Origin of the sequence: Roseateles agri, from assembly GCF_034043675.1 — a bacterium.
Classification (GTDB): Bacteria; Pseudomonadota; Gammaproteobacteria; order Burkholderiales; family Burkholderiaceae_C; genus KK5.
The window spans coordinates 190,250-210,389 of sequence record NZ_JAXCLA010000012.1 but is presented as its reverse complement, the minus strand read 5'-3'; the positions used below and the strand labels follow the sequence as shown (position 1 = coordinate 210,389).

17 protein-coding genes are annotated in these 20,140 nt (G+C 69.8%); 8 read left to right on the top strand and 9 right to left on the bottom strand.

The window, feature by feature from the left end; genetic code table 11:
* Window position 1: 1 nt before the first annotated feature.
* Window positions 2-952, bottom strand: coding sequence for a Nit6803 family nitrilase (locus SNE35_RS30895; RefSeq protein WP_320426918.1), 951 nt, complete (start codon window positions 950-952; stop codon window positions 2-4).
* Window positions 952-1,434 carry an MSMEG_0572/Sll0783 family nitrogen starvation response protein gene (locus tag SNE35_RS30890; RefSeq protein ID WP_320426917.1) on the bottom strand — a complete coding sequence of 161 codons (483 nt, stop codon included), beginning with the start codon at window positions 1,432-1,434 and terminating at the stop codon, window positions 952-954. Before SNE35_RS30890 ends, SNE35_RS30895 begins: the two co-directional genes overlap by 1 nt.
* Before the next feature lie 317 nt (window positions 1,435-1,751).
* Between SNE35_RS30890 and SNE35_RS30885 the strand changes: the two genes are divergently transcribed.
* On the top strand, window positions 1,752-3,122 hold the full coding sequence (locus SNE35_RS30885; protein ID WP_320426916.1) for an aminotransferase-like domain-containing protein: 1,371 nt from the start codon (window positions 1,752-1,754) through the stop codon (window positions 3,120-3,122).
* A gap of 7 nt (window positions 3,123-3,129) precedes the next feature.
* Here SNE35_RS30885 and SNE35_RS30880 read toward each other — a convergent pair whose 3' ends face one another.
* The 7 genes from SNE35_RS30880 to SNE35_RS30850 all read right to left on the bottom strand — a co-directional run bounded on the left by SNE35_RS30880 (window position 3,130) and on the right by SNE35_RS30850 (window position 11,233).
* A complete protein-coding gene (locus tag SNE35_RS30880) occupies window positions 3,130-3,609 on the bottom strand; it encodes a VOC family protein (protein WP_320426915.1) in 480 nt (159 codons plus the stop codon).
* A 43-nt stretch (window positions 3,610-3,652) separates the two neighbouring features.
* A complete protein-coding gene (locus SNE35_RS30875) occupies window positions 3,653-3,811 on the bottom strand; it encodes a DUF3309 family protein (protein WP_320426914.1) in 159 nt (52 codons plus the stop codon).
* 108 nt (window positions 3,812-3,919) lie between these two features.
* Window positions 3,920-6,412: a TonB-dependent receptor gene (locus SNE35_RS30870; RefSeq protein ID WP_320426913.1), complete on the bottom strand. Its 2,493-nt coding sequence runs from the start codon at window positions 6,410-6,412 to the stop codon at window positions 3,920-3,922.
* A 422-nt stretch (window positions 6,413-6,834) separates the two neighbouring features.
* Window positions 6,835-9,096: a xanthine dehydrogenase family protein molybdopterin-binding subunit gene (locus SNE35_RS30865; protein ID WP_320426912.1), complete on the bottom strand. Its 2,262-nt coding sequence runs from the start codon at window positions 9,094-9,096 to the stop codon at window positions 6,835-6,837.
* Window positions 9,093-9,560, bottom strand: coding sequence for a (2Fe-2S)-binding protein (locus tag SNE35_RS30860; protein WP_320426911.1), 468 nt, complete (start codon window positions 9,558-9,560; stop codon window positions 9,093-9,095). The genes SNE35_RS30865 and SNE35_RS30860 overlap by 4 nt, the downstream gene beginning before the upstream one ends.
* Before the next feature lie 111 nt (window positions 9,561-9,671).
* The gene (locus SNE35_RS30855; protein WP_320426910.1) at window positions 9,672-10,322 is read right to left on the bottom strand and encodes a response regulator transcription factor; all 651 of its coding nucleotides are present in this window, start codon (window positions 10,320-10,322) and stop codon (window positions 9,672-9,674) included.
* Window positions 10,319-11,233: a sensor histidine kinase gene (locus tag SNE35_RS30850; RefSeq protein ID WP_320426909.1), complete on the bottom strand. Its 915-nt coding sequence runs from the start codon at window positions 11,231-11,233 to the stop codon at window positions 10,319-10,321. Before SNE35_RS30850 ends, SNE35_RS30855 begins: the two co-directional genes overlap by 4 nt.
* Window positions 11,234-11,393: 160 nt before the next feature.
* On the opposite strand from SNE35_RS30850, the gene SNE35_RS30845 reads away from it, so the two are divergent.
* The 7 genes from SNE35_RS30845 (at window position 11,394) to SNE35_RS30815 (ending at window position 20,128) form a co-directional block, all read left to right on the top strand.
* A complete protein-coding gene (locus SNE35_RS30845) occupies window positions 11,394-12,299 on the top strand; it encodes an MBL fold metallo-hydrolase (protein ID WP_320426908.1) in 906 nt (301 codons plus the stop codon).
* A 349-nt stretch (window positions 12,300-12,648) separates the two neighbouring features.
* Complete coding sequence (locus tag SNE35_RS30840) at window positions 12,649-14,775, top strand: TonB-dependent receptor (protein WP_320426907.1); 2,127 nt, start codon at window positions 12,649-12,651, stop codon at window positions 14,773-14,775.
* Window positions 14,776-14,787: 12 nt separating this feature from the next.
* Entirely contained in the window at window positions 14,788-15,342 is a 555-nt protein-coding gene (locus tag SNE35_RS30835; protein ID WP_320426906.1) for a cytochrome b, read from the top strand.
* Window positions 15,339-16,286: a beta-propeller fold lactonase family protein gene (locus SNE35_RS30830; RefSeq protein WP_320426905.1), complete on the top strand. Its 948-nt coding sequence runs from the start codon at window positions 15,339-15,341 to the stop codon at window positions 16,284-16,286. The genes SNE35_RS30835 and SNE35_RS30830 overlap by 4 nt, the downstream gene beginning before the upstream one ends.
* A 199-nt stretch (window positions 16,287-16,485) precedes the next feature.
* A complete protein-coding gene (locus tag SNE35_RS30825; RefSeq protein ID WP_320426904.1) occupies window positions 16,486-17,808 on the top strand; it encodes a UDP-glucose dehydrogenase family protein in 1,323 nt (440 codons plus the stop codon).
* Complete coding sequence (locus tag SNE35_RS30820; RefSeq protein ID WP_320426903.1) at window positions 17,805-18,863, top strand: acyltransferase family protein; 1,059 nt, start codon at window positions 17,805-17,807, stop codon at window positions 18,861-18,863. The genes SNE35_RS30825 and SNE35_RS30820 overlap by 4 nt, the downstream gene beginning before the upstream one ends.
* The gene (locus SNE35_RS30815; RefSeq protein ID WP_320426902.1) at window positions 18,860-20,128 is read left to right on the top strand and encodes a glycoside hydrolase family 16 protein; all 1,269 of its coding nucleotides are present in this window, start codon (window positions 18,860-18,862) and stop codon (window positions 20,126-20,128) included. The genes SNE35_RS30820 and SNE35_RS30815 overlap by 4 nt, the downstream gene beginning before the upstream one ends.
* The last annotated feature ends 12 nt before the right edge of the window (window positions 20,129-20,140 follow it).

Sequence of the window (20,140 nt, the reverse complement as noted above, 5' to 3'; positions counted from 1 at the left end):
TTCAGCAATCATCGAAGCTTCCTCCTTGCAGGGCTTGGGTGGTGGCGGCCGATTCGCGGCGGATCGCCAGGCTCAGCAGCTCGGGCCGCGCGTAGTGGCCGACCGAATCCATCATTCGCTTGCGCTTGTCGATCAGCGCGAAATCGAGATCGGCCACCACCAGGCCCTCGCCCTCGGTCAGCGGCTCGGCCAGGTACTTGCCTTCGGGCGAGACGATGGCCGTGTGGCAGCCGCCGCGCAGCGCGCCCTGCAGCTTCTCGTCGGGCATCAGGCGGCGGATCTGCGCGTCGTGCAGCCAGCCGGTGGCGTTGACGACGAAGCAGCCGGATTCCAGCGCGTGATGGCGGATCGTCACGCCCATCTGCTCCGCGAAGATCGGCCCCACCAGCGAGCCGGGAAACTGCGCGCAGTGGATCTCCTCGTGCTCGGCCATCAGCGCGTAGCGGGCGAGCGGGTTGTAGTGCTCCCAGCAGGCCAGCGCGCCGACGCGGCCGACCCGCGTGTCGACCGTGCGCAGCCCAGCCGCATCGCCCTGGCCCCAGACCATGCGCTCGTGGTACGTCGGCGTGATCTTGCGACGCTTCAGCAGCAGGCGGCCATCGGCGTCGAAGATCAGCTGCGTGTTGTAGAGGCTGCCGTGGTCGCGCTCGTTGATGCCCAGCACGATCACCATGCCGGCCTCGCGTGCGGCGCCGGCCACGGCATCGACCATCGGGCCCGGCACCGTCGGCGCGCGCTGCATCAGCTCCAGGTGCGCCGGGCCCTGCTGGACCGGCGGCAGCACGAAGGAGAAGTACGGGTAGTAGGGCACGAAGGTCTCGGGAAAGACCAGCAGCTCGACGCCGCGCCGGCTCGCGTCGCGCACGGTCTCCAGCACCCGGGCCAGCGTGCCGTCCGCGCTGTCCAGGTCGGGCGCGATCTGGGCCGCGGCGGCGCGGACGGTGCGGCTCATCACAGAGTCCAGGTGTCCAGGATGAAGGCGCCGGCCTTGCGATGCAGCAGCACCAGGTCCAGCACGTCGAGCGGGTTGATCGGCTTGATGCCCTCGATCAGCGCGCCCTCGCCGTGGCCGTACAGCGCCTGCAGCGCGAAGCGGCAGGCGTAGACCTTGCCGCCCTCGGCGATGAACTTGGTGATCTGCTCGTTGAAGTTCTGGTGGCCGGGGAAGGCCGCGTCGCCGAGCTTCGGAAAGCCGCGCTTGACGCCCAGGGTCACGCCCGGGCCATAGAGCAGCACCGCGGTCTCGAAGCCCTTGCGCTGAAGGCGCGTGGCCTGCAGCAGGTTGACGAAGCCGATCGAGCCTTCGAAGGCCACGGTGTGGAAGGTCACCAGGGCCTTCTCGCCCGGCTCGGCCTTGACGTCCTCGAAGACCTTCTCTTCGTAGTCGACCAGGAAATCGCCCTTCTGGGCGGCGGGGTGGGTCACTTTGGGCATGGCGGTGGTCCTTGTGCTTGAGGAGGAAAGGCCGGCGCCGATCGGCCGGTGCCATCCTCTTTGCGACAGCCGTGCCACGCGGGCGCGGCGGCGCTCCATCAAGATCCGATCAAAGGGGCGTCATGCGGTCAGGCACGCTCACGGTGCAGGCCCCGGCCCCGCGGGCCGCCGCACCAAGACGGCCCCGCCGCGATGCGATCAATGCACCCGATCAATGGAAACCATGCACCGGCTTGCACCCGTGCACGGCGATCCGATCAGCCTTGCCGCGGGCACACTAACTGCTCATCCGAGCTGACCCGCCAACGCCTTCGCCGATGCCCTTCTCCCACTGGATCCCCCGCCTGCAGAGCAGCACGCTGCCGGCCTACCTGCTGATCCCCGAGCTGATCGCCGAGGACCTGCAGCAGGGCCGGCTCGCGCCGCGCGAACGCCTGCCGCCGCTGCGCGAGCTGGCCGGGCGGCTGCACCTGAACTACACGACCGTGGTGCGCGGCTTCGCCGAGGCGCGGGACCGCGGCCTGATCGCCTCGCGGCCGGGCCTGGGCTCCTACGTGCGCGGCTCCTTCATCGGCCTGCCGCTGCGCGCCGGCACCGGTGCCGAGATGACGATGAACCTGCCGCCGGAGATCGAGGACCACCCGGCCATGCAGAAGCTGCAGCAGGCGGCCGCCGAGGCGATCACCGCCGCGCCGCTGCACGAGCTGATGCGCTACCAGGACTTCGGCGGCACCGCGCGCGACCGCGAGCTCGCCGCCGGCTGGCTGCGCCAGTGGGTGCCGGACGCGGCGCCCGAGCGGCTGCTGATCGCGCCGGGCATCCATGCCGCGCTGCTGGCCCTGGTCTCGATGCTGGTGCGGCCCGGGCAGAGCCTGTGCGTGGAGAGCCTCGTCTATCCGGGTCTGAAGGCGATCGCCGCGCAACTCGGCACGCAGCTGCAGCCGCTGGAGATGGACGAGCAGGGCCTGCTGCCGGAGGCCTTCGAGGCGGCCTGCAAGACCACGCCGGTCGGCGCGCTCTACCTGTGCCCGAACCTGCACAACCCGACCACCGCCAGCCTGCCGATCCGCCGCCGCGAGCAGATCGCCGACGTCGCGCTGCGCTACAGCGTGCCCATCATCGAGGACGACGCCTACGGCATGCTGCCGGTCGCCGCGCCGCCGCCGCTGGCCGATTTCGCGCCGGCGCTGAGCTACTACATCACCGGCATGTCCAAGTGGCTCGGCGCGGGCCTGCGCACGGCCTACGTGCTGACACCAGGCCATGCCGCCCACCAGCGCGTGGCCGGCGCGCTGCGGGCCACCTCGGTGATGGCCTCGCCCTTCATCAACGCGGTGATGGCCCACTGGCTGGCCGATGGCCACGGCACCGAGGTGCTCGACGCCGTGCGCGCCGAATGCGCCTGGCGCAGCACGCTGCTGCGCGAACGACTCGGGCCGCTGGGCATCCGCACCCATCCGCAAGGCTTCCACGCCTGGCTGCCGCTGCCCGAGAACACCGATGCGAGCGCCATGGCCGCGCAACTGCGCGGCATCGGTGTCGCCGCCGTGGCCGGCAGCGCGTTCTCTACCGATCGCCAGCCGCCCGAGGGCCTGCGCCTGTGTCTCGGCGGCGACCTGACGCGCGAGGACTGCGCCCGCGCGCTGCAGGCGGTGGCCAATGCGGTGGAGACCTCGGCCGGCGGCTAGAGAAACCTCAGCCCTTGCGCGCTGCCTCGATCGTCGCGATATCGATCTTCCTCATCGTCATCATCGCGTTGAACACCCGCTTCGCCACGGCGGGATCCGGGCTGGTGACGCCTTCCACCAGCACGCGCGGCGTGATCTGCCAGTTCAGGCCCCAGCGGTCCTTGCACCAGCCACAGGCGCTCTCCTGGCCGCCGTTGCCGACGATGGCGTTCCACAGGCGGTCGGTCTCGGCCTGATCCTCAGTGGAGATCTGGAAGGAGAAGGCCTCGGTGTGCGGAAACTGGGGCCCGCCGTTGAGGCCCACGCAGGGGATGCCGGCGACGGTGAAATCCACCGTCAGCACATTGCCCTGCTTGCCGTCGGGATAGTCGCCCGGCGCGTAGTGGACCGCGCCCACCTTGCTGTCGGGAAAGGTCCTGGCGTAGAACTCGGCGGCTTCGAGCGCGGTGCCGTCGAACCACAGGCAGATGGTGTTCTTGCTCGTCATCGTGCTGTCTCCTTCTGGTGGCGGGTGCTACCGACTCTAGCGGCTAGATCCGTCCCATCAACAGCAGGATCAGCAAGATCAGCAGGATCAGGCCCAGGCCACCGCTCGGGCCGTAGCCCCAGCCGCGGCTGTGAGGCCAGGTGGGGATCGCGCCGATCAGCATCAGGATGACCACGATCAGGATGATGAAACCAAGGCTCATGATGTTTTCCTTTTGGAGCACGGCACCGCGCCGTTCGCTGCCGCAGCAGCAAACGGCGCACCCGAGCCCCGAGGAGCCTTGTCAGCGGAAAGCGCGTCTTCGCGTAGGTCAGTCGAAGCTGTAGCGCAGGCCGATCAAGAAGGCGCGCGGCGCGCCCGGCGCGAGGAAGGTGCCGTTGATCGCCGGGAACTCATCCGCGCCGGCGGGGCGCGGCAGCGGCCGGGCGACGTAGTTCCCCGCCGCGTTGAACGGGTTGCCGCCCAGTTGCGCACCGGTCGAGTACTTGCGGTCGAACAGGTTGCTGATCTGCGCGAACAGCTTCACCTTCGGCGTGGGCTGCCAGTCGGCATCGAGGTTGAACAGCGCGTAGCCAGCCGAGCGGCCGCTGCCCGTGTAGTAGGTGCCGTCGGCCTGGTACTGGCCGTTCTCGTTGCCGCGTGCGTTGGCGCCGCTCATCGCCGTCATGTCGATGCCCAGGTGCCACTGCGCGCCGGGCGTCCAGTCGGCGTAGAGCTTGAGCTGGCGACGCGGCAGGTTGGGGATGCGGTCGCCGGGGCGGATCTCGATCGTGCCCTCCTGGCCAGGGAAGCCGTCCTGCGCCGCGTCGTTGCTGCTGTTCGATGAGCCGTCCACCGTCTCGGGGCTGCGGTAGGTGGCGTCCAGCAGGGTGAAGTTCCCGCCCACGGTCAGCGACTCCACCGGCTTGGCCGACAGGCCCAGCTCCAGGCCCTGGCGGCGTGTCTTGCCGAAGTTGCGGAAGTAGCCGAAGCCGGCGGCGTTGTCGGAGACGAACAGCAGGTCGTCCTTGTTGTCGGAGCGGAACACGCCGACGTTCCAGGCCAGGCCGCCTGCCGTGCCGCGCAGGCCGGCCTCGACCGTCGTCGTGATCACCTGCTTCAGCGGCGGATCGCCGGCGAAGGAGTTGGGCAGCTTGCAGGGCGAGGCCGGGTCGGCGCAGCCCAGTTCGATCGCGCTCGGCGCGCGGCTGCCCTGGTTGACGCCGGCATAGGCGCCGAAGGCGGGGCTGGGCGCGAAGGTGATGCCGATGGCCGGGTTGAAGTGGCTGAAGGTGTGGTCGCCGTCCAGCGAGCCGGTACCGCCGCCGGGGTTGAGGCCGTCGCGGTTGTGCACGGTATTGCGGTTGTAGCGGCCGGATAGCGTCAGGTGGGTCTGCGGGTTCAGCGTGATCGTGTCGCTGGCGTAGACGCTGGTCGTGTGCGAGCGGCTGCTGAGGTCAACGCGGGAGTCGACCGGCTGGTCGTCATCGTCCACCAGCGAGCCGTCGGCATAGGAGTCCAGCGGCGTGATCGAGCGGTCCGGGTTCAGGTAGCCGAACTGCGCGCTCTGGTTGAAGCGGATGCGGCTGGCGTCGTAAGCGACGCCGGCCAGCAGCAGGTGCGCATCGGCCTTGGCCGAGACCTGCAGCGCGAAGCCGTAGTTGCGCTGGTTGGTCTCGGTGCGGTTGATCAGGCCGTTGCACTTCTCGTAGGGCTCGCCGTCGTCGCCCAGCAGCACGGCGGCGATGCAGCGCCATTTCGGGAAGGGCGTGTTTGCGGCGTTCTCGCCGCTGGTCGGGAAACCGGTGTAGCCGGCGGCCGTCAGCGCCGCGCGCTCGCCCGCATTGGGCTGGTACAGCGACTCGCCGGCCGCGTCGTCGTTCAGGTCACCGTTGAAGGTGTTCGTGTGGATGCGGCGGTAGTAGGCGTTGCCGGTCAGGGTCAGCGTCTGCGACAGCGGCTGGCTCACCTGCAGGTTCAGCATCTGCGAGCGGTTCTTCGTGTTGTCGGGGATCGTGAACACGCTGCTCCAGTCGCGCGCCAGCGCGCCCTGCTCCTGCGTGCCATTGCCGGTCAGGTCGTTGGACGCGGCGGCCAGGCTCAGCGACACGTCGGCCGTGCCGATCTTCCCGCCCAGCTTGCCGAAGATCTGGCTCATGTCCGAGGGCGAATCCACGCGCCAGCCGCGCTCGTGGAAGCGGTTGCCGGTCACGAACCAGTTGAAGGCTGCCGTACCGCCGCCGCTCTCGAACTCGGCCGCCGCGCGGCTGTGCGAGCCACCCAGGATCTGCACCGAGCTGCCAGGGTCAGTGAGGCCGTCCTTGGTCTGCACGGCCAGCGCGCCGCCCAGCGTGTTGAGGCCGAACAGCGGATTGCTGCCGGGCATCAGCGCCACCTTGGCGATGGCGGACTTGGGGATCAGGTCCCAGCTCACCACGTCGCCGAAGGGCTGGTTCATCCGCACGCCGTCGAGGTACACCGACAGGCCCTGCGGCGTGCCCAGCAGCGGCGAGGCGGTGAAGCCGCGGAAGTTGATGTCCGGCTGGAACGGGTTGTTCTGCATCGCGTTGATGTTCACGCTGCCCAGCGCCCGGCCGAGGTAGTCGCTGAGGTCCAGCGCCTGGCGGCGTTCGAGATCGACGGCCGTGGCCGTCTGCACGTTGGCGGGCACCTGATCCTTGGGCACGCCCAGGCCGGGCAGCGGGCTGAGGTTGACGACCTCGACCGTGGGCAGCTGGGCCGGCGCCTGCTGGGCGTGAACGGCGGCGCAGCAGAGCAGCGCGGCGGCTGCAATCGGCTTGATGGGAATGAAACGGGCGCGCATCTTTTTGTCTCCGGGATGTTGTTCTGCAAACCGCTCCAGAACTTACAAAAAGCCTCCCGGCCGAGACAGGGAAAACTTCCCGCCACACCCGAGGAATTCCCGGCAAACAACACCCGACTGGTGTGACGAGCGCAGGGCGACGGGGTACCCCAAAGCTCCGTGTCCCCCGTCCGCTGCGCGGCCTCCTCCTTTACCTGCGCTTTGGGGCACCCCGCCACCCTGCTTCGCCGAGGAACACCGATGGTCGTTTGCCTCGGGATGTGGGTGGGGGTGGCCACGGAAGTGAAGGAGGAGGCCGCGCAGCGGCCGGGGGACATGGAGTGGACGCCCCCACCCGCAGCCCGAGGCCCCCGCCGAACCGCTGAAGTAGAGAGGGCCGGACTGCGTTCCGCAGCCCGGCCCCTGTCAGTAGAGATGAAGCGTTATGCCTTCGATGCGAGCTGGTCGCCGATCGGCAGCTGGCGGATGCGTTTGCCGGTAGCCGCCGCGATCGCATTGCACAGCGCGGGCGCGATCGGCGGCACGCCGGGCTCGCCGACGCCGCCCAGCGGCAGCGAGAAGTCCGGCGGGATCAGGTGGACGTTGATCTTCTTGGGTGCCTCGTTCATCCGCGCGATCAGGTACTGGTGGTAGTTGTCCTGCTGCGCGCGGCCGTCCTTGAAGGTGATCTCGCTCATCAGCGCCTGGCTGATGCCGTTGATGCAGGCACCCTCCATCTGCGAGACGACGCGGTCCGGGTTCACCTGCGCGCCGCAGTCCACCGCCATGTCCACGCGCGGGATCGTGATGCCGCCCTTGGCGTCCACCGCCACCTCGATCACCGCCGCCACATAGGTGACGAAGCTGTAGTGCACCGCCAGGCCCAGGCCGCGCCCCGGCCCGAGCTTGCGGCCCCAGCCGGCCTCCTTGGTCACCCGCTCCAGCACCTTGCGCAGCCGCGCGGTGTCGATCGGGTAGCGCTCCGGCGATTCGCCGTGGTTGAACACGTCGCCGATCTTGTCGGGGTCGATCTTGCGGTCCGGGCCGATCAGCTCCAGCAGCACCGTGCGGTGATCGCGGCCCTGGGCCTTGGCGATCTCGGCGATGAAGCTCTGCGTGGCGAACGCATGCTGGATGTTGTTGACCGAGCGCAGCCACCCGAGCCGCGAATGCGCCTCGGCCGCCGGGTTCTCGATGCGGATGTTGGGCACGGCCAGCGGCAGATTGACGAGACCCAGGCCCAGCTCGATGCCGCTCAGTTGCTTCGGGTCGGGCATGAAGATGGACATGAAGCTCGGTTCGGCCGAGCGGTGCAGCCAGGCGGTGACCTTGCCGTTCGCATCGAGCCCGGCCTCCAGGTGCTGGGCGCAGATGGTGTGGAAGTAGTCGTGGTGCAGGTCGTCCTCGCGCGTCCAGGTCAGCTTGACCGGCCGGCCCTCCAGCGCCTGCGAGACCAGCGCCGCCTCGACGACGAAATCCGCCTTGCTCTTGCGGCCGAAGCCGCCGCCCAGCAAGGTGACGTTGACGGTGACGTTCTCCGGTGCCAGCGACAGGCGTTTGGCCACGCGGTCGCGCGCCGCCTGCGGCGACTGGCTCGGCGCCCAGACCTCGCAGCGCCCGTCCTTGATGCGCGCGGTGGCGGCGGGCGCCTCCATCGAGGCATGGGCCAGGTGCGGCACGAAGTAGTCGGCGGTGACCGTGCGGGCGGCCTGCTTCAGCGCGGCGTAGGTATCGCCCTCGTTGCGGATCTCCTTGCCGCCCGGTTGCGTGACCGACTGCTCCAGCTGCTTGCGGAAGGCCGTCGAGTCGTAGCTGCCGTGGGCGCCGTCGTCCCAGTCGATCTTCAGCGCGTTGCGGCCCTGGATCGCGGCCCAGGTGTCGCGGCCGACGACGACCACGCCGCCGATCGGCTGGAACTCCGAGGGCGGCGGCGTGCCCGCCAGCTCGAACACCTTCAGCACGCCCGGCACCTTCAGTGCCGCCGCCGAGTCGACGCTGCGCACCTTGCCGCCCAGCACCGGCGGCCGGGCGATGACGGCGTAGACCATGTCCGGCAGGCGCGTGTCGATGCCGTAGTGCGAGCGGCCGGTGACGATGACCTCCGCATCCACCAGGTGCGGATCGCGCTTGCCGATGTAGCGGAACTTCGAGGGGTCCTTCAGCTTCAACGACTCGCGCGCGGGCACGTCGAGCTGCGCCGCCGCCAAGGCCAGCGCGCCGTAGCCGAGCTTGCGGCCGCTGGCCTTGTGCACCACCTCGTGGTTGATGGCCGCCACCTCGGACACCGGCACGCCCCAGCGTGCCGCCGCGGCCTGCTCCAGCATCGCGCGAGCGCTGGCGCCGCAGCGGCGCATCGGGTCGAACCAGTGGCGGGTGGAGCGGGAGCCGTCGGTGTCCTGGTTGCCGTAGGTGGCCTCGTCGCCGGGCGCCTGGGCCACGCGCACGCGCTTCCAGTCGGCCTCCAGCTCATCGGCCACCACGCGCGGCAGGTTCGTGCGCACGCCCTGGCCCATCTCGGAGCGGTGGGCAATGATGGTGACGATGCCGTCCTCGCCGATCGAGACGAAGGTCTTGGGGCTGTCCTGCAGGCCGTGCGGCATGCCGTCGCCGCCGTACTTCTTCGGCTCGTCGGCATGGCCCACGCCGACGGCGAGCACCAGGCCCGCCGGCAGCAGCTTCAGCAGATCACGACGGGTCGTGCTCATGCCGCACCTCCCTTCATGCCGGCCGCCTGCTTGATGGCGACGCGGATGCGGGTGTAGGTGCCACAGCGACAGAGGTTGCCGCTCATGGCCTGCTCGATCTGCGCATCGCTGGGTTTCGGGTGCTGCTTCAGCAGCGCACAGGCGCTCATGATCTGACCGGCCTGACAGTAGCCGCACTGCGGCACGCCCAGCTCGGTCCAGGCCTTCTGCACGGCGCGGCCGGCGGCCGAGGCGCCGATGCCCTCGATCGTCGTCACCCGCTTGCCGGTGGCGGCGGACAGCGGCGTCTGGCAGGCCCGCACCGGCTCGCCGTCGAGGTGGACGGTGCAAGCGCCGCACAAGGCCATGCCGCAACCGAATTTCGTGCCCGTCAGCCCCAGGTGGTCGCGCAGCACCCACAGCAGGGGCGTGTCGTCCGGGGCGTCCACGGCCATGGCCTGGCCGTTGATGTTCAAGCTGCTCATCGGGAGTTCTCCAGGTGGATGAAGGTCTTCTCGGGGCGGGTCCCTACCCCACCCCATTGAACCGCGAGCGGCGGCCCTTCGTCCAGTTCTGCGGCGACGCTTGTTCGCTGCTCAGCCGGCGCTGATGAGGCCGTGGCGCAACGCCAGGTGCGCCATCGCCGCGGAGGTGGACAGGCCCAGCTTCTCCTTGATCAGCGACTGATGGTTGGACACCGTCTTCGGGCTCAGGTGCAGCGCCCGCGCGCACTCGGCCAGCGAGGTGCCGCCGGCCAGCAGCCGGAAGATCTCGAACTCGCGCTGCGTCAGGCTGTCGAACTGCGATTCGGCCTCTGAAGCCACGGGGCCGCCGAGCAACCGCGCGGGCAGGTCCGGGCTCAGATAGCGGCCGCCGGCCATCACGCGGTGCACCGCCGCCAGCAGTTGCTCCGGCGCGCTGGCCTTGGTGACGAAGCCGCGCGCGCCGAGCTCCAGCGCGCGGCGGATCAGCATCTCGCTGTCGTGCATGCTGAACACCAGCACACGCGGTGCCTCCCCATGGGGCCCGCCACGCTCCTGCAACCGGCGGATCAGCTCCAGCCCGCCGCTGCCGGGCATGGACAGGTCGGTGATCGTCAGGTCGGGCGCGTGCTGCACGAACAGCGCCGCCGCGGTGTCGACATCGCCGGCCTGGGCCACGACGTCGATCTCGCCGCCCTGCTCCAGCAGGCGCTGGTAGCCGGCGCGCACGACCGGGTGGTCGTCCACAAGCAGCAGGCGGATCATGCGAGCACCGCTTCACGCTGGCGCTGCGGCTGCAGCGGAATGCGCAGCTCGATGCAGGTGCCGCCGCCCGGCTCGCTGCGGACCTCGATCGAGCCGCCCAGCGCCGCGGCCCGTTCGGCCGCGCCGAGCAGGCCGAGGCCGCGCGAGCGTGCCTTCGTGTCGAAGCCGCCGCCGTCATCCTCGATGCGCAGTCGCAGGCCCTGTTCATCCACGCCGAGATCGATGGCCAGCCGCTGCGCATGCGCATGGCGCACGGTGTTGGACATCGCCTCCTGCGTGACGCGGTAGACGGCGGTGTCGGTCGCCTCGCCCAGCCCGTCGAGCCGGCCGCGATGGCGGAACGTGCAGCGCAGGCGGCTGCGCGTCTCGCAGGATTCGCACAGCGATTGCAGCGCGGCCACCAGGCCCAGCTCGTCCAGCTCGGCCGGGCGCAGGCGCCGCAGCAGGCGGCGCACGCCCTCGTACAGCAGCTCGGCGCTGGCTGCGGCGCGCTGCGCGGCGGCGGCCGTCTGCGCCGGCTCGCGGCTGCGCTCGATGTAGGCCGCCTCCACGCGGATCGCCGTGCAGTGCTGGGCCAGTTCGTCGTGCAGCTCGCGCGCCAGGGCCAGGCGTTCGCCCTCCTGCACGGCGATCAGTTGTTGCGCCAGTTCGCGGTTGCGCGCCAGCAGCTGCTGCGACTCGCGCCGCCGCCGCCATGCGTACCAGGCCAGGCCCAGCGACAGCGCCACCAGCGCCGTCGGCACCTCGTCCACCTGCCAGGCTTCGAGGCTCGAGGTCAGCCGCGCGATGCGTTCCTGCAGTTCGAGCCGGCTCGCCAGCAGAAAGGTCAGCAGCGCCGCGGCGAGCACCCAGGCGAGATCGGTCTGCGCGGCGCGGGACGGTTGATGTCGGACGGGCGAGGGCTGCTTCATCGTGGGCAGGGAGATTGCTTGGCCTCGGGCATTTACCGTCGAGCAATATGCATGCCTCGCGTCATAGAGCGGCCGGCGGTCTGAAAGCGGAACAATGAACGACCCGCGCTGCGACGAAACGGAACAGAGAGCGTCACACCCGGCTCAGGGTCTACCCCGGGTGCGGCGCCATTTCGGCGCGATGCTGCTGGTCCTCGTCGCCCTGTGCGCAGGGCGAGCATCGGCCGACTGCGGCGTGGCGCTGGAGCCGGTGGCGCCCGATGTCTGGCGCGTGCCCGCGGCGCGTGGCCGGCCCGATGCGGCCAACGGCGGGCTGACGATCCAGCTGGTGCTGGTGCGCGAGGGCCGGCGGCTGTGGCTGGTCGGCAGCGGGCCCACGCCGGCCTTTGGCCGCGCGCTGGCCTGCGCCGCGCGGCAGGCGGCGGGCGGACCGGTCACCGACATCGTCAACACCCACGTGGCGCCCGAGCTGTCGCTGGGCAACAGCGCCTTCCCGCGGGCGCGGCTGTGGGCTCTGCCCGAGGTGATCGCCGCGATGCACGAGCGCTGCGGCGCCTGCCTGGCGAGCCTGCGCGATCAGGTCGGCCCCGCGGGCGCCAGCCTGGACGAGCCCGACGCGATCCGCGTGCCGCCGCAGGCCGTGCGCGGCCCGCGCCTCGGCCCCTTCGACACGCAGGCCCTGCCGCGGCAGGCGGGCGAGCCGACGCTGGTGCTGCGCCACCGCGGCATCGTCATCGCCCAGGGCCTGCTCTGGCCCGGCGACGTGCCGGACCTGTACGGCACGAACAGCGCCTCGCTGCTGGACAGCCTCGACCAGCTCGAACGCTTCGCCACCGGTGCGCGGCTGATCGGCCAGCAGGGCGATGTGGCAGACGCGAGCGCCATCGACGCGCAGCGCCGCTACCTGCTCGCGCTGCGCGGTGCGATCCGCGCACGCCTGGACGCTGGCGAGGTGCAGGGCGAGGTGCCGCTGCCCGACTACGCCGCGCTGCCCGGCTATGCGCAGCTGCATCCGCTGAACGTGCAGCGCGTGTGGCGCGAGCTGGAGTCGGAGTTGTTCCGGTAGGGCCTGCTCACACCACGGCAAGGGGTCGCGAAGGCACGCCAAAGGGCGCCAATCTAGGCGCGGCACGCCGCCCGCACTCGCGTGCGGGCAAGGGCTGCAACGACGAGTGGCGCCCTTTGGCGAGCCTTCCCGAAGGGTTGTGACCAGAAAGGCCGCAGGCGGCGTTGCAAATCCTCGCCGGGCACGAGCCCGGTTTGCGGTTTACGCCTTGCCTGCGGCCTTTCTGGTCACAACGCGACCCCTTGCCGTGGTGTGAGCAGGCCCTGTGGCACAGCCCTTGCTGAAAAAGCCAAGTAGCATCACCCAAGAACAATCGAGCCGCACCCACATCAGCGGCCGTGGAGACTCCATGCATCGCCGTTCCCTGCTTGCCCTGAGTTGCCTGAGCGCGTCACTTGCTGCGCACGCCGATAACAACAACAACGAGGCGCCGCAGACCCTGCCGCCGGTGGTCGTGACGGCCACGCGCACGGCCGTCGCCGCCTTCGACACCCCCGCCTCGATCAGCCGCATCGGCAGCGAGGACATCAAGAACGGCCACTCGCTGGTCAACATCTCCGAGGACCTCGGCGCCGTACCCGGCCTACTCGCCCGCGACCGCCAGAACTACGCGCAGGACGTGCAGATCTCCGTGCGCGGCTTCGGCGCCCGCTCCACCTTCGGCATCCGCGGCGTGCGCCTGTACGTGGACGGCATCCCCGCCACCCTGCCCGACGGCCAGGGCCAGATCACCAACGTCGAGCTCGGCTCGGTGGGCCGCATCGAGGTGCTGCGCGGGCCTTTCTCGGCGCTGTACGGCAACTCCGCCGGCGGCGTCATCAATGTCTTCACCGAAGACCCGCCCAGCACCGGGCGCCTGGGCTTCGAGATGGCCGCCGGCAGCAACGGCGTCTTGCGCTTCGGCGGCAAGGCCGCGGGCACCAGCGGCGGCCTGGGCTTCGTCATCAGCGCCAGCCGCTTCCACACCGACGGCTACCGCGATCACAGCGCCGCCGAGCGGCGCCTGGGCAATGCCAAGTTCACCCTGCACCCGGACGAGGACAGCAAGCTGACCCTGGTCGTCAACAGCGTGGCCCTGCCCGAGGCGCAGGATCCGCTGGGCCTGTCTCGTGCGCAGTTCAACGCCAACCCGCGCGGCGTCGATCAGTCCGCGCTGGACTACAACACGGCCAAGACCGTCAACCAGACCCAGGCCGGCCTGGTCTACGAGCGGCGCCTGGATGCCGCCAACAGCATCCAGCTGATGGCCTACGGCGGCCACCGCGGCACGGACCAGATGCAGTCCATCCCCAAGGCCTCGCAGGCGGCGGCCACGGCCCCGGGCGGCGTGATCGACCTGGAGCGGGACTACCAGGGCACGGACCTGCGCTGGACCTTGAAGTCCGCACTGGCCGATGCGCCCTTCACCCTGGTGGCGGGCCTGGCCTACGACGCGCTGGACGAGCACCGCCAGGGCTATCAGAACTTCGTCGGCAACGTGCTGGGCGTGGTCGGCGCGCTGCGCCGCGACGAGAACAACAAGGTCAACAACCTCGACCAGTACCTGCAGGCCTCCTGGCAGCTGACGCCGCGGCTGAGCCTGAATGCGGGCCTGCGCCACAGCCGCGTGAAGTTCCGCTCGACCGACCACTACATCGTGACCGGCAACCCGGACGACAGCGGCAGCACCGATTACGGCGCGACCTTGCCGGTGGTCGGCGTGCTCTACGCGCTGAACAGCGACGTGCACCTGTACGCCACAGCCGGCCGCGGCTTCGAGACGCCGACGCTCAATGAGCTGGCCTACCGCGCCGGCGGACAGACGGGATTGAATTTCGGGCTGCAGGCGGCCACCAGCACCAGCGTGGAGGTTGGCGTGAAGGCGCGGGTGGACGGGCTGGGCGAGCTGACGGCCGCCGCCTTCGAGACGCGCACCCAGCATGAGATCGTCACGCAGACCAACACCGGCGGGCGCTCGACCTACCAGAACGCCGGCGGCACGAAGCGCACGGGGCTGGAGCTGGGCTGGAGCGCGAACTGGTGGCAGAGCCTGAAGGCGCAGGCAGCGGCCACGCTGCTGAACGCGGAGTACAGCGACGGCTTCCTGACCTGCACGGCCACGCCCTGCGCCACGCCGAACGTGACCATCCCGGCGGGCAACCGCATCCCGGGCATCGCGCGCGGCTCGCTGTTCGCCTCGCTGGGCTGGATGCCGGTGAGCGGCTGGCGCGGCGGGGTCGAGGTGCGCAAGCTGAGCCGGGTCTATGTGAACGATGCGAACTCGGACGCGGCGGCGGCCTTCACGGTCTTCGCGGCCAATGTGGGCTACCTCTACAGTAGCGAGCGCTGGGAGTTGTCGGCCTTCGTGCGGGGCGACAACCTCACCGACAAGAAGTACGCCGGCTCGGTGATCGTCAACGAGGGCAACAGCAGATTCTTCGAGCCCGCGCCGGGCCGCACCTGGCTGCTCAGCACTTCAGCAACGATGCGCTTCTAAGCTGACACCGCCATGACCGCACAACGCTACGACCGCGTCGCCCGCCTGCTGCACTGGCTGATCGGCGCGCTGCTGCTCGCGCAGATCGCCTTCGGCTTCCTGCTGGACGACATCGCCCCGCGCAACACGCCGGCGCGCGCCGGCGTCATCAACCTGCACAAGTCGCTGGGCATGCTGCTGGGCCTCTTGATCCTCGCGCGGCTGCTGTGGCGGCTCACGCACAAGCCGCCGCCCTGGCTGCCCTCGCTGCCGCGGTGGCAGCAGCGCGCCGCCCATTGGGGTCACGTCTTGCTCTACGTGTGCATGGTGACGATGCCGCTGTCCGGCTACGTGGCCTCGAACTTCAGCAAGCACGGCGTGAAGTTCTTCGGCACGCCGCTGGCGCCCTGGGGCCCCGAATTGCCCGAGGTCTACAAGTTCTTCAACGGGGTGCACGTCGTCACGGCCTTCGTCTTCAGCGCGCTGATCGTCGGCCACGTGCTCGCCGCGATCTCGCACCTGCTCGCCCGCGACGGCACCCTGCACCGCATTTCCCTGGCCCCCGACACCGAAAGCGACGACCGATGAGAAAGACCGTTTTTGCGAATCTGCTTGCCAGCCTGCTCGCCCTGCCGCTGCTGGCAGCGGCGGCGCCCTTTGCCTACGTGCCCAACGAGGGCTCGGGCACGCTCAGCGTGATCGACACCGCGACCGACAAGGTCGTGGCCGAGATCTCCGCCGGCAAGAAGCCGCGCGGTACCGTCGTCGGCATCGACGGCAAGACGGCCTATGTCAGCGACCAGCCGAACAACCGCCTCGTGGTGATCGACCTGGACAAGCGCGCGCAGTCCGGCAGCATCGCGCTGGGCGAATCGCCCGAGGGCGTGGGCATCTCGGCCGATGGCAAGTGGATCGCCGTGGCCATCGAGGAATCGAACGACGTGGTCTTCGTCGACGCGACGACCAACCAGAAGGCCTTCGCCGTCCAGGTGAAGGGCAAGAACCCCGAGCACGCGATGTTCAGCCCGGACGGCAAGCTGGTCTTCGTCAGCGCCGAGGAAGGCGAGGCGGTGGACATCATCGATTTCGCGAAGCGGGTGGAAGTGAAGCAGATCCCGGTCGGCGCACGGCCGCGCGGCATCGGCTTCTCGCCCGACGGCAAGCGCGCCTACGTGGCCGCCGAGAACGCCAGCGAGGTCTACGTGATCGACACCGTCAACTTCGCCATCCAGGCCAAGCTGAAGGCCGGCCCGCGCAGCAACGGCATCGCCGTGCATCCGGACGGCAAGCGCGTGTTCGTGTCCAACGGCGGCGATGCCACCGTGTCGGTGCTCGATACCTCCAGTAACACGATCGTCGCGACGATCGGCGTCGGCCAGCGGCCCTGGAACATGGCCCTGACGCCGGACGGCAAGAAGCTCTACGTGGCCTGCGGCCGCTCGGGCGCGGTGTCGGTCATCGATACCGAGAAGAACGTCAAGATTGCCGACGTTCCGGTCGGCAAGCTGCCCTGGGGCGTGGCGATCCGCTAGAGCCCGTCCGCACCCCGTCCGCGTCGGTGCGTGGGCATTTTGCTGCTATGCACAAAAAGTCCGCGCGTTGACGTCGAGATAACGCGTTATCGGAGCGGTTGACGCGGGAGCGTCAGCCGTGTCCTACGGCGCCTGCCTCACTGGCATGCATATTGCCGTTCTGCTCCCCAACGCCATCATCCCGGGGGAGTTTGCACCAATGAAGGTCACAGTGATCGGCAGCGGCTACGTGGGCCTTGTCAGCGGCGCCTGCCTCGCCGAAATGGGCAACGACGTCATGTGCCTGGACGTCGACGAACGCAAGATCGCGATGCTGAAGGACGGGCGCATCCCGATCCACGAGCCCGGCCTGCAGGAGATGGTCAAGCGCAACGCGGCCGCCGGCCGGCTGCACTTCACCACCGACGTGGCTGCCGCCGTGCACCACGGCACGATGCAGTTCATCGGCGTGGGCACGCCGCCCGACGAGGACGGCTCGGCCGACCTGCAGTACGTGCTGGCCGCCGCACGCGGCATCGGCCGCCACATGACGGACTACAAGGTCGTCGTCGACAAGAGCACGGTGCCGGTGGGCACCGGCGACAAGGTCGAGGCCGCCATCCGCGAGGAACTGGCCGTGCGCGGCGCGGAGGTGCAGTTCGCCGTCGTCTCCAACCCCGAGTTCCTGAAGGAAGGCGCGGCGGTGGACGACTTCATGCGGCCCGACCGCGTGATCGTCGGCGCGGACGACGAGCGCGCCGTGCTGCTGATGCGCGCGCTGTACTCGCCCTTCACCCGCAACCGCGAGCGCGTGCTGATCATGGACCGGCGCAGCGCCGAGTTCACCAAATACGCGGCCAACGCGATGCTGGCCACGCGGATCAGCTTCATGAACGAACTGGCGCTGCTGGCCGAGAGAGTCGGCGCCGACATCGAGCGCGTGCGCCAGGGCATCGGCTCCGATCCGCGCATCGGCACGCAGTTCCTCTATCCCGGCGTGGGCTACGGCGGCTCCTGCTTCCCCAAGGACGTGAAGGCGCTGCTGCACACCGGTGCGCAGAACGGCATGGACCTGAAGGTGCTCGGCGCCGTCGAGGCGGCCAACGAGCGCCAGAAGATGGTGCTGGTGGACAAGGTGGTCGCCCGCTTCGGCGAGGATCTGAGCGGCCGCCAGTTCGCGCTGTGGGGCCTGGCCTTCAAGCCCGACACCGACGACATGCGCGAGGCCCCGAGCCGCGTGATCGTCGAGGAACTGGTCCGCCGCGGCGCCAGCGTGAAGGCCTACGACCCGGTGGCGATGACCGAGGCCAAGCGCGTGTTCGGCATCCTGCCGGGCCTCGGCTATGCCGAGAGCCAGGCCGCCGCGCTGCAGGGCTCGGACGCGCTCTTGATCGTCACCGAATGGCGGCAGTTCAAGAGCCCCGATTTCGAGCAGATCAAGACGCTGCTTAAGCAGCCGCTGGTCTTCGACGGCCGCAACCTCTACGACCCCGAGTTGCTGAAAACATTGGGGGTCGAGTACCACGCCATCGGCAGGCCATGACGCCTCGCAACACCGCGATCCAAGGCCTGCGCGCCGCCTGCGTGCTGGCGGTCTTCGCCTATCACGTGATCCACGCGAAGCTGTGGGACGGGGCGCCGCCGCTGGCCGACGGGCTGCGCTACGGCGTCGAGGTGTTCTTCATGATCAGCGGCTACGTGATCGTGCTGAGCCTGCGCCGGCACGCGAGCGTCGGCGCCTTCCTGCGCGATCGCGCGCTGCGCATCTTTCCGCTGTGGCTGCCGCTGGCGCTGGCGATGCTGGCGGCCGGCTACGTGGGCTATCTGCATGGCGGCAAGCTGCCGCCGGCACTGGCCGAGCCCTGGACCTTGCCCCTGAGCCTCCTGATCGCCGCGCCTGTGCTGCCGGTGCCGGGCATCCATCCGGCGCAGTGGTCGCTGAGCTACGAGCTGTGCTTCTACGGCATCGCGGCGCTGGCCTGGCGGCTCGGCAGCTCATCGACCTGGCGCATCGCCGCCTGGGGTCTGCCGGCGCTGCTGTTCGTCGGCCTGTTCCCGCGCGCGCTGTTCTTCGTGCCCGGCGCGATGGTGGCGCTGGCCGAGCCCTGGCTGCGTCTGCACGCGAAAGCGCTGCGCTGGGGCGTGCTGGGCCTGCTGGTGGCCTGGCCCGCGTGGCTCGCGACCGGCGTGGACGCGGCCGGCTGGGACCGCAGCCTGCTGGGCTTCGCGCGCGACGGCGACCTGCCGCTGGCCGTCGCAGCCTTCGCCGGCGCGCTGGCCTTCTTCGCCTCGATCGTCGTCGCGCCGCCGGACCGGGGCTGGCTGGAACGGCCGGCGCTGCAGTGGCTGGGCAAGGTGAGCTACAGCTTCTACCTGGTGCACCCGATCGTGCTGGCCGGCGTCAAGCACGGGCTCTTGCCGGTGCTGCAACTGGAAGGCGGGCCGGCGGCGCTGGTGATGGCCGCCGTGGGCCTGCCGCTGTCCTGCCTCGCCTCCTGGGCCACCTGGGCGCTGCTGGAGGTACGACTGCGCCGCTGGCTGGCCCATCGCTCGACGGCACCCGCCCTGCATCTCGACCCGCTGGGGAGCAAGCAATGAAGTACGCCCTCGTCCCACTGCTGTTGGCGCTGACCGCCGGCCTGGCCTCGGCACAGTCCCAGGTCGACCCCGGCCTGCGCCAGCTACCGCAGAACACCGCTGCCAGCCATCCGCCGACAGCCGCCATCGCGCACTACACGGTGGCCGGCACGGAGCTGGCCACGCCCGCCAGCGGCGCCACGGTGCAGAAGCTCCCGGTCGGCGCGCTGCAGGCCGGGCGCTCCTACACGCTGGCCGTGCGCGCCAGCGGCAAGGGCAGCGTGGCCGTGCGCTTCCGCGAGCCCAAGCAGCAGCAGACCTACCGCACCTACGCCACGCCGGTGGACGGCACAACCGCCACCGACTACACGGTCGAGTTCACCGCGCCGGCCTACACCGACATGGCCGAGATCGCGCTGCAGGGCCAGCTGGGCGTCGAGCGCGTCTCGCTGAAGATGCGGCCGGCGCTGCCGCGCACCGAGCCGGTCAAGGACTGGGGCGAATCGTTCACCCCGCCCGGCTACCAGCTGGTGTTCAACGACGAGTTCGACGGCACCGCCCTGGACCGCCGCCGCTGGTTCACCCGCTACATCAACGGCAACGAAACCACCGACCGGCTCAACGACGAGAACCAGCGCTACACCGACAAGGACAACCACGTCGAGTCCGACGGCCTGCTGCGCCTCGTCGCGCGGCGCAAGGAGCTGAGCCAGCCGAACGGGCTGAACTACGAGTCCGGCATGATCCGCTCGGACTTCACCTTGCGCTACGGCTTCCTGGAAGCGCGGGTGAAGATGCCCGGCGGGCGCGGCGTGTGGCCGGCCTTCTGGATGATCTCGGACGTGGGCGAGACGGGCCGCATCAACTGGCCGCCGGAGATCGACATCTTCGAGTTCGTCAACAACGTCGAGAACGACAAGGTCAACAAGATCCACATCGCCGCCAACGTCACGCCCAAGGGCTCCAAGCCGGTGTGGCTCTACACCGCGCCGGGCATGAAGCCGGCCGTCAACGACTGGGTCGCGCCCTTCGACTTCGACAAGGGCTGGCACACGATTGCCGTCGAGTGGACGCCCGAGCGGGTCGGCTGGTATGTCGACGGGCAGAACGTCGCCTCGCGCCTGCATTCCTGGACCTACGACGACGGCGTGATCGCCAGCCCCGCCCACATCCTGCTGAACTTCGCCGTGGGCGGCGCCTGGGCCGGCCGCCACGGCATCGATGACAGCGCCTTCCCGCAGTCACTGGACATCGACTGGGTCCGGGTCTATCAAAAACCCCAGTGAAGAAGAGAAGCA

Bases quoted from the DNA above. Each gene is read 5' to 3' on its own strand.
- SNE35_RS30855 (WP_320426910.1), bottom strand. From the start codon at position 10,322: ATGATCCGCCTGCTGCTTGTGGACGACCACCCGGTCGTGCGCGCCGGC.
- SNE35_RS30870 (WP_320426913.1), bottom strand. From the start codon at position 6,412: ATGCGCGCCCGTTTCATTCCCATCAAGCCGATTGCAGCCGCCGCGCTG.
- SNE35_RS30895 (WP_320426918.1), bottom strand. From the start codon at position 952: ATGAGCCGCACCGTCCGCGCCGCCGCGGCCCAGATCGCGCCCGACCTG.
- SNE35_RS30815 (WP_320426902.1), top strand. From the start codon at position 18,860: ATGAAGTACGCCCTCGTCCCACTGCTGTTGGCGCTGACCGCCGGCCTG.
- SNE35_RS30850 (WP_320426909.1), bottom strand. From the start codon at position 11,233: ATGAAGCAGCCCTCGCCCGTCCGACATCAACCGTCCCGCGCCGCGCAG.
- SNE35_RS30860 (WP_320426911.1), bottom strand. From the start codon at position 9,560: ATGAGCAGCTTGAACATCAACGGCCAGGCCATGGCCGTGGACGCCCCG.
- SNE35_RS30865 (WP_320426912.1), bottom strand. From the start codon at position 9,096: ATGAGCACGACCCGTCGTGATCTGCTGAAGCTGCTGCCGGCGGGCCTG.
- SNE35_RS30835 (WP_320426906.1), top strand. From the start codon at position 14,788: ATGACCGCACAACGCTACGACCGCGTCGCCCGCCTGCTGCACTGGCTG.
- SNE35_RS30890 (WP_320426917.1), bottom strand. From the start codon at position 1,434: ATGCCCAAAGTGACCCACCCCGCCGCCCAGAAGGGCGATTTCCTGGTC.
- SNE35_RS30825 (WP_320426904.1), top strand. From the start codon at position 16,486: ATGAAGGTCACAGTGATCGGCAGCGGCTACGTGGGCCTTGTCAGCGGC.
- SNE35_RS30880 (WP_320426915.1), bottom strand. From the start codon at position 3,609: ATGACGAGCAAGAACACCATCTGCCTGTGGTTCGACGGCACCGCGCTC.
- SNE35_RS30885 (WP_320426916.1), top strand. From the start codon at position 1,752: ATGCCCTTCTCCCACTGGATCCCCCGCCTGCAGAGCAGCACGCTGCCG.
- SNE35_RS30820 (WP_320426903.1), top strand. From the start codon at position 17,805: ATGACGCCTCGCAACACCGCGATCCAAGGCCTGCGCGCCGCCTGCGTG.
- SNE35_RS30875 (WP_320426914.1), bottom strand. From the start codon at position 3,811: ATGAGCCTTGGTTTCATCATCCTGATCGTGGTCATCCTGATGCTGATC.
- SNE35_RS30840 (WP_320426907.1), top strand. From the start codon at position 12,649: ATGCATCGCCGTTCCCTGCTTGCCCTGAGTTGCCTGAGCGCGTCACTT.
- SNE35_RS30830 (WP_320426905.1), top strand. From the start codon at position 15,339: ATGAGAAAGACCGTTTTTGCGAATCTGCTTGCCAGCCTGCTCGCCCTG.